Genomic DNA, 7,617 nt, shown 5'->3' on the forward strand with positions numbered 1-7,617 from the left:
CGGCAGAATTTGCCCGAAGTCATCAAAAAGGTCCGGATCTCTAGTTTAGCCTGGTACGGATATTGGGAGGAGGTCAAAAACCGGAAACCTCAAAAAGTGTCTGGAACTAAAACAGGGATACTTACAATATCAGTTTTATTCGCCTGCAGGGAAAATGGTGCTATCTGGCGCTTGTCGTTGATTTATATTCACGCCGAATTATCGGTTCAGCACTTTCATTAACCGCTGATGCAGCTCTGGTATGTAGAGCCTTGCGTAATGCGCTGGAAACACGATCACATAATGGGTGTCTACTGTTCCATTCAGATCAAGGCGTTCAATATAAAAGCAACAAATACAGAAAGTTGCTCTGGCACTATGGCGTAATACAAAGCATGAGCCGCAGAGGGAACTGCCTGGATAATTCCCCTATGGAAAGGGTCTTTCGCAGCCTTAAAAGCGAATGGATCCCGAAAGGGGGGTATGGTTATTTTAGTCATGCAGTGAGCGATATAAACCAATGGATAAATGGTTACTACAATGCATATCGACCTCACACCAACAACGGCGGTTTACCCCCATGTTTGCATGAGGAAAAATGGAAACAGGTTATTCCAGTGTCCTGATTTTGTGATCCACTACACCAGACATACCAGCCGCTGCGGGCCACCCGGAGGACGCGACACATAGTTTTGATGCTGAACTCAGCCTGATGTTTTTCAATAAAGACATACTTCATTTAAGGCGCTTCGCGAAGTATGTCGCTGCCTTTTGGAGGATAGCCAGTTCCTAAGCTTGTTCCGCCAGCTGTCGCTTTAACCGGACATTTTTTGCGGCCACCTCACTTTCACGTTCTGAAGAGGTCATTTGTTGCTGTTGCTTACTACGCTAGGTATAGAGCTGCAATTCATAAAGACTGAGCTTGGCGGACAGCAGCGACGCCAATGCGTTCCGCAAGCTTTAGGGCTTCGTTGCTAAATTCAGGCGTATGTTGCTTACGTGGCTTCTTACTGGTTGATACGGATTTTGTCATGTGATCGACCTCTGGTAGAGAGTTTACTCACTTAGTCGCGTGTCCACTATTGGCGGGTAAGATCATGTAATTACATTGTAAGGGAAAGGGCAGCTCTACTTGCATTGGGTCGATGTCCATATAATCTATTTAGATTCTATTCAGGTAATTTTTAAAGAAACAATGTGTAACTTGATAAAATAAATAGGGAAGGTGCGAACAAGTCCCTGATATGAGATCATGTTTGTCATCTGGAGCCATGGAACAGGGTTCATCATGAGTCATCAACTTACCTTCGCCGACAGTGAATTCAGCAGTAAGCGCCGTCAGACCAGAAAAGAGATTTTCTTGTCCCGCATGGAGCAGATTCTGCCATGGCAAAACATGGTGGAAGTCATCGAGCCGTTTTACCCCAAGGCTGGTAATGGCCGGCGACCTTATCCGCTGGAAACCATGCTACGCATTCACTGCATGCAGCATTGGTACAACCTGAGCGATGGCGCGATGGAAGATGCTCTGTACGAAATCGCCTCCATGCGTCTGTTTGCCCGGTTATCCCTGGATAGCGCCTTGCCGGACCGCACCACCATCATGAATTTCCGCCACCTGCTGGAGCAGCATCAACTGGCCCGCCAATTGTTCAAGACCATCAATCGCTGGCTGGCCGAAGCAGGCGTCATGATGACTCAAGGCACCTTGGTCGATGCCACCATCATTGAGGCACCCAGCTCGACCAAGAACAAAGAGCAGCAACGCGATCCGGAGATGCATCAGACCAAGAAAGGCAATCAGTGGCACTTTGGCATGAAGGCCCACATTGGTGTCGATGCCAAGAGTGGCCTGACCCACAGCCTAGTCACCACCGCGGCCAACGAGCATGACCTCAATCAGCTGGGTAATCTGCTGCATGGAGAGGAGCAATTTGTCTCAGCCGATGCCGGCTACCAAGGGGCGCCACAGCGCGAGGAGCTGGCCGAGGTGGATGTGGACTGGCTGATCGCCGAGCGCCCCGGCAAGGTAAGAACCTTGAAACAGCATCCACGCAAGAACAAAACGGCCATCAACATCGAATACATGAAAGCCAGCATCCGGGCCAAGGTGGAGCACCCATTTCGCATCATCAAGCGACAGTTCGGCTTCGTGAAAGCCAGATACAAGGGGTTGCTGAAAAACGATAACCAACTGGCGATGTTATTCACGCTGGCCAACCTGTTTCGGGCGGACCAAATGATACGTCAGTGGGAGAGATCTCACTAAAAACTGGGGATAACGCCTTAAATGGCGAAGAAACGGTCTAAATAGGCTGATTCAAGGCATTTACGGGAGAAAAAATCGGCTCAAACATGAAGAAATGAAATGACTGAGTCAGCCGAGAAGAATTTCCCCGCTTATTCGCACCTTCCATAGATAAACCCTGTCGATAACATATATATCTCAACCTCATTAGAGATAATTGGTATATAATCACACTCCCGGATTCCAAAAAAGGAACAGTTGTGGTCACAATCTGCCTTAACATGATTGTGCGAGATGAATCGCACATTATAAAAAAGACCCTTTCTAATATTTTAGATAAAATACCGATTTCATCGTGGGTCATTTGTGACACTGGTTCATCAGATAATACTCCCAAACTGATTAGGGAGTTTTTTGCGCAAAGGAAGGTACCTGGTAAATTATATCACGATCAATGGATTGATTTTTCACATAACCGAAACTTGGCACTAAACCGATGCGATGGCATGTCTGACTATATACTCTTTTTCGACGCAGACGACAGAATTGAGGGAACAGTTGATACATCTAATCTAACCCATCATAGTTATTTCCTGAAAATGAGTAATGAAACACATTCTGTCACTTATTACAGGAAACTACTCGTCCGCAACGGATTATCATTCAAATGGCGTGGTGTGTTACATGAGTATCTTGAAGATAAATACCATGATACCGGAACTATTAATAGCGACCATTTCATCATTTCAGGGCGTACTGGATCGCGTAACAATACATGTAGAAAGTATCATCGCGATGCAGAGATATTAGCAACAGCATATCATCAGTGTAAAGAACAAGATTTAATGCCCAGATATGCTTTTTATTGCGCACAGTCATACCATGATGCTGCAGTGCAGGATGAGAAAAACAGGTCTGAGTTGTATAGTAGATCTATTGAATGGTATCTACTGCGCCTGAAGTTGTCCGGCTTCACAGAAGAACGGTATTTTAGTCTGCTTAGAATTGGCCTTATTCATGAGCGTTCAGGGAGAATTTCAGATGCTATCCCTTTTTTACTAGAGGCCTTTGAAGAAAATCCCCTCAGGGCAGAAAGTTTATACCATTTGGCAAGAATATATCGTTCACTTGGGAAAAATAACTTGGCATTTAGGTTCGCTAAAATGGCTAAGGAAATAAAAAAACCAATAGGTAACTTTCTCTTCCTTGATAATGTGATATACGATAACTGGATTGATTATGAGATAATGGTCAACGCAATTGAAATAGGTTTATATCCGATCGCTTACCATTCAGCACGTGAACTACTGACATTTGGCACAAATCCATCTGCCACATCGAAGGCTACGGAGATTATTAATTTTTTGATATCCCGTTCACTTATAACAGTTGTTGATCAGGATATCATAAAAAAATCAACTAAAAATAGTGTCTAAGGGGTTGAGGTAATTTCTCAGTGTCAAAATTGTCTCCTATCGCTCTAAATTTTTAATTTGAGGGTATCGAATGGTAAGTGAAACGAGCTTTCCCTGAATAAAAAATTAGCATACTAAATAACTGCGCCTATTAACGCTCCACTTTTTTTACCCTATGATTATTGCCGGGAAAAGGTGATGTGGCTTTCATAAATTGCCGGACGTTTTTCAGTAATTGCCACATTGTCCGGCAACGGTGGTTACGCGTTACCGTTTCGTGTAACGGCAGCCAAAGCAACTCTATTTTGTTCACTCACGGGGAGTAAACTGGCTGATAAATAATAATAAATTTAGCATTTTCCTTCAGCCACTTCAGCGTCTTTTTATTCTTGAGAATGATGTAGTTGTCCACGATCAGCGTGATCGTTTTTGCACTTCGATATGTGCTTTTTAAATGACTTAACATCCTTATAAATAAATCTGAGTTTTTACTTGCCCCACTGACATAATCCACTCGTCCAGTTCCGGCATAAAGGATCCCGGCAAGGTAATGCTTTTCATTTTTTCCTGGTGTAGGAATAACTTTTTGCTCTCCCTTTTTCTGCCAGTTTGCGCCGATTTTGGGATTCAAATCGATATCGGTAATCCCCTCGAAAAATCGGTATGTTCATAAGTATAATTTTCTACTAACTTGATTTAAAAAGGATTTCTATGACCCGAAGGGCAGCTAAGCTCAACGATCACGTTTTACTGACAGTCAGATCATCGCCATTCTTAAACAAGCTGAAGTCGGAACTCTTGTTCCAGGCTGTCCGTTTACCCAATGTGATTGATGACTTCAATCGTGAAGCCTTGCTATTGAGGTTGATTTTTCCCTGCCAGCTATCCTTGTCATAAGAACGCTGGAGCAGCTCATTAAATGGAAAGGAAAACCGGCTTCAATTCGTTGTGATAATAGTCTAGAGTATATAGGTAATACACTGATAACATGGGCTGAAAAGCAAGATATTCGACTCAATTTTATTCAGCCGGGCAAACCTTAGCAGAATGCCTATATTGAGCGTTATAACCGGACAATACGCTATGACTGGCTGGGACAGAGCCTGTTTTCATCATTGAATGAATTGCAGGACTATGCGACAAAATGGCAATGGTTCTATAATCACGAACGACCGAACATGGCACTGAATGGTTTTACACCGATGCAGCATATTCATTACATGAACTGATTCTACTTATCGCCTCCGCTAAAAATAGAGGAATTACCATTTCAGGCTTCGCGAAGTATGTCGCTGCCTTTTGGAGGATAGCCAGTTCCTCAGCTTGTTCCGCCAGCTGTCGCTTTAACCGGACATTTTTTGCGGCCACCTCACTTTCACGTTCTGAAGAGGTCATTTGTTGCTGTTGCTTACTACGCTAGGTATAGAGCTGCAATTCATAAAGACTGAGCTTGGCGGACAGCAGCGACGCCAATGCGTTCCGCAAGCTTTAGGGCTTCGTTGCGGTATTCAGACGTGTGCTGTTTGCGGGGCTTTTTATTTGTTGATGCTAGTTTTGTCATGAGTCACCTCTGGTTGAGAGTTTACTCACTTAATTGCGTATCCACTATTGCTGGGTAGGATCATGGAATATGCCGATCCAGAACTGGCGACTGGCAATGAGTCGTTTTATAATCGAGTTTAGTGACCGTCTGAGCCGTCACCTTTAATACAGTGACAGTTACACAAAATTACGGATAGGCTCAACTAATAGTATCTATTATGTCCCTTCCGGATATTATTGGTTAAGTCTAATATTACCTGATTTATGGTATTACGTTGATAGTCATTTTGAAAAAGAAACTCGCAAGATATTTTAGTTACGAAATTAATTATTTTATCGTCATGTATGATAGTGTTATATGAAATAGATGCTATCCTTAATGAGATATTCAAGCTTACCTTCTTTGGGAGGGAAATTACTGAATTTTTCAGGATACCTCCATCAACTAAAAATCGCATATTTGGTTGAAAACTTATTAGAGCGCATCCCCCCAATGATATATCAGAGATATCATATCTATAGCTCTCACCGTTTCTGAACTTACCATAGCAATAGAAATTGTCAATTTTTCTCAGGGTAAATCGCCGTTCTTTACGGCGTTGAGTAATAATCATTTTGATAGGTATGCTGGCTTCCATATATTCCCCTTGGGCACCATATCTTCCTATGCTCTTGGATAAAATGTTTATTTGACCTATATCACTATACAGTTTAAGTTCAATGACTTCATTTATTATAAAACTATCTTCGCAATAAAATGAGAAAGAGTCGACTCCAACACCAACGTTTGATATCCTTGCGACACCAACCTCCCCACCCTCAACTACCATTACCCCTGAAGTTTTTTTCTTCATCTCATCACGCAGAATAGCAATCTTTTCATATTTATCATTTATGTCTAATTGGTGCATAGTTAGTTTCCTTTGATCTTGACCCGCCATCTCCGGACAGCTTTTGTATCTTAAGTTAACGATGTCCGCTGCCGCCGATATTCCCTCGGGGAGTGATATCCCAGCGCGCTGTGCGGGTGGTTTTCATTGTAATGTGTGAACGCTGCTGCAAGGTTTCGCAGGGCTGTTCTCACATCTGGTTTTGGCATGAACGCGATATAGTCTTCCTTCATCGTCTTCACGAATCGTTCGGCCATGCCATTGCTCTGCGGGCTGCTCACCGCTGTTGTACACGGCTCCAGATTCAGCTCTCTGGCGAACCTCCGCGTTTCATGCGCGGTATATGCTGAACCGTTATCCGTCAGCCATTGAACCGGTGTGGTCGGCAGCCCGTCGCCGAAGCGCTTTTCCACCGACCTCAGCATCACATCCTGCACCGTCGAACTGTCGTAGCCTCCTGTGCTCGCTGCCCAGTCTATGGCTTCTCTGTCGCAGCAGTCCAGCGCGAACGTGACCCGCAGCTTCTCACCGTTGTCGCAGCCGAACTCGAAGCCATCTGAACACCAGCGCATATCGCTTTCTGCCACCGCGATTTTGCCCTTATGTTCACGCTTCGACCGCTCTGGTTTGTCATGCAGTAGCAGCAGATTATGCTCGCTCATAAGCCGGTAAAGCCGTTTGGCGTTCACGGGGGGCTGTCCCTCTGTACGACGTTGCGTACGCAGGATGCCCCACACACGGCGATAGCCGTAACTGGGCATATCGCTGATGATATCGAGGATCTCTGACAGTATTTCAGCGTCTGCTTCGTCATCACGCCGGTTACAGCGCCTGTCCTGCCAGTCGGCAGAACGGTTAATTCGCAGTGACAGCTGCGCACGCGACACGCCCATGGTGCGGCTGACCAGGGCTATTCCCCGTCCTTTGGCAACAAGGGCGCGTGCGCTATCCATTTTCGCGACTGAGCGTACTCCACGGCTTCTTTCAGGATCTCAACTTCCATCGTCTTCTTGCCCAGCAGGCGCTGAAGCTCCCGGACCTGCTTCAGAGCAGCAGTAAGCTCAGAAGCTGGAACAACTTCTTCTCCGGCCGCAACGGCGGTGAGGCTGCCTTCCTGATATTGCTTCTTCCACTTAAACAGCAGGCTGGGCTGGATGCCATGCAGGCGGGCGACATGGGAGACATTCATGCCCGGCTCCATCGTCTGCTGGATAATGGCGATCTTCTCCTGAGGAGTTTTACGTTTACGGACTTCTTGCCCTAACAGGATCCCGGTCATCTCAAAATTGGCGTTAGTGTTAGACATATATTCAAGCCTATCTCTTATCTGGAGATACAGCTACTGTCTGGTGTTTCAGGGGGCTACATCACATAGTTAGTTTCCTTACCCACAACAATATTAGAATTATTTTTAATTAGATCAAAATATAGTCTAAGAATCATACACTGCGTACTGTTTTTTTGTATTATTTATGATCTAAAAAACATATAAATATCTAATAATAGATTGATATTTATCATTTTTTTATACATTATTAATGAC

General features: G+C 44.6%; 5 protein-coding genes and 5 pseudogenes. 5 read left to right on the plus strand and 5 right to left on the minus strand.

Annotated elements, in window-relative coordinates:
- Window positions 1-222, plus strand: a 222-nt coding sequence (locus HU019_RS20215; RefSeq protein WP_217450952.1) for a hypothetical protein, incomplete at its 5' end; no start/stop codon positions are given.
- Window positions 126-605 (plus strand): annotated as a pseudogene (locus HU019_RS19790) (IS3 family transposase); the annotation flags it as partial. The gene HU019_RS20215 and the pseudogene HU019_RS19790, both read left to right, overlap by 97 nt.
- Before the next feature lie 14 nt (window positions 606-619).
- Here the strand turns inward: HU019_RS19790 and HU019_RS19795 are convergent.
- Window positions 620-1,012 (minus strand): annotated as a pseudogene (locus HU019_RS19795) (IS3 family transposase); the annotation flags it as partial.
- A gap of 255 nt (window positions 1,013-1,267) precedes the next feature.
- On the opposite strand from HU019_RS19795, the gene HU019_RS19800 reads away from it, so the two are divergent.
- Together HU019_RS19800 and HU019_RS19805 are read left to right on the plus strand one after the other, a co-directional pair.
- Complete coding sequence (locus HU019_RS19800) at window positions 1,268-2,248, plus strand: IS5-like element IS5 family transposase (protein WP_000019402.1); 981 nt, start codon at window positions 1,268-1,270, stop codon at window positions 2,246-2,248.
- Window positions 2,249-2,487: 239 nt separating this feature from the next.
- Entirely contained in the window at window positions 2,488-3,663 is a 1,176-nt protein-coding gene (locus tag HU019_RS19805) for a tetratricopeptide repeat-containing glycosyltransferase (protein ID WP_008814938.1), read from the plus strand.
- A 130-nt stretch (window positions 3,664-3,793) separates the two neighbouring features.
- On the opposite strand, the pseudogene HU019_RS20380 reads toward HU019_RS19805, so the two are convergent.
- Window positions 3,794-4,300 (minus strand): annotated as a pseudogene (locus HU019_RS20380) (IS630 family transposase); the annotation flags it as partial.
- A 146-nt stretch (window positions 4,301-4,446) separates the two neighbouring features.
- Between HU019_RS20380 and HU019_RS19815 the strand changes: the two are divergent.
- Window positions 4,447-4,871: pseudogene (locus HU019_RS19815) on the plus strand (integrase core domain-containing protein); the annotation flags it as partial.
- 44 nt (window positions 4,872-4,915) lie between these two features.
- Here HU019_RS19815 and HU019_RS19820 read toward each other — a convergent pair.
- From HU019_RS19820 to HU019_RS19830, 3 genes and pseudogenes are all read right to left on the minus strand, one after another.
- A pseudogene (locus HU019_RS19820) lies at window positions 4,916-5,203 on the minus strand (IS3 family transposase); the annotation flags it as partial.
- 184 nt (window positions 5,204-5,387) lie between these two features.
- Window positions 5,388-6,095 carry a PilZ domain-containing protein gene (locus HU019_RS19825; protein ID WP_008814940.1) on the minus strand — a complete coding sequence of 236 codons (708 nt, stop codon included), beginning with the start codon at window positions 6,093-6,095 and terminating at the stop codon, window positions 5,388-5,390.
- 50 nt (window positions 6,096-6,145) lie between these two features.
- Window positions 6,146-7,353, minus strand: a protein-coding gene (locus HU019_RS19830) for an IS3 family transposase (RefSeq protein ID WP_174850133.1) whose coding sequence is annotated in 2 segments (ribosomal slippage) — window positions 6,146-7,032 and window positions 7,032-7,353 — 1,209 coding nt in all. Because the reading frame shifts where the segments join, the coding sequence is not laid out codon by codon here.
- Window positions 7,354-7,617 lie beyond the last annotated feature (264 nt).

This window comes from Yersinia artesiana (genome assembly GCF_902726545.1).
Lineage (GTDB): Bacteria > Pseudomonadota > Gammaproteobacteria > Enterobacterales > Enterobacteriaceae > Yersinia > Yersinia artesiana.

What these genes read in the sequence shown, in the direction of transcription:
- HU019_RS19800 (WP_000019402.1), top strand. Translation starts at nt 1,268, where the DNA reads ATGAGTCATCAACTTACCTTCGCCGACAGTGAATTCAGCAGTAAGCGC.
- HU019_RS19825 (WP_008814940.1), bottom strand. Translation starts at nt 6,095, where the DNA reads ATGCACCAATTAGACATAAATGATAAATATGAAAAGATTGCTATTCTG.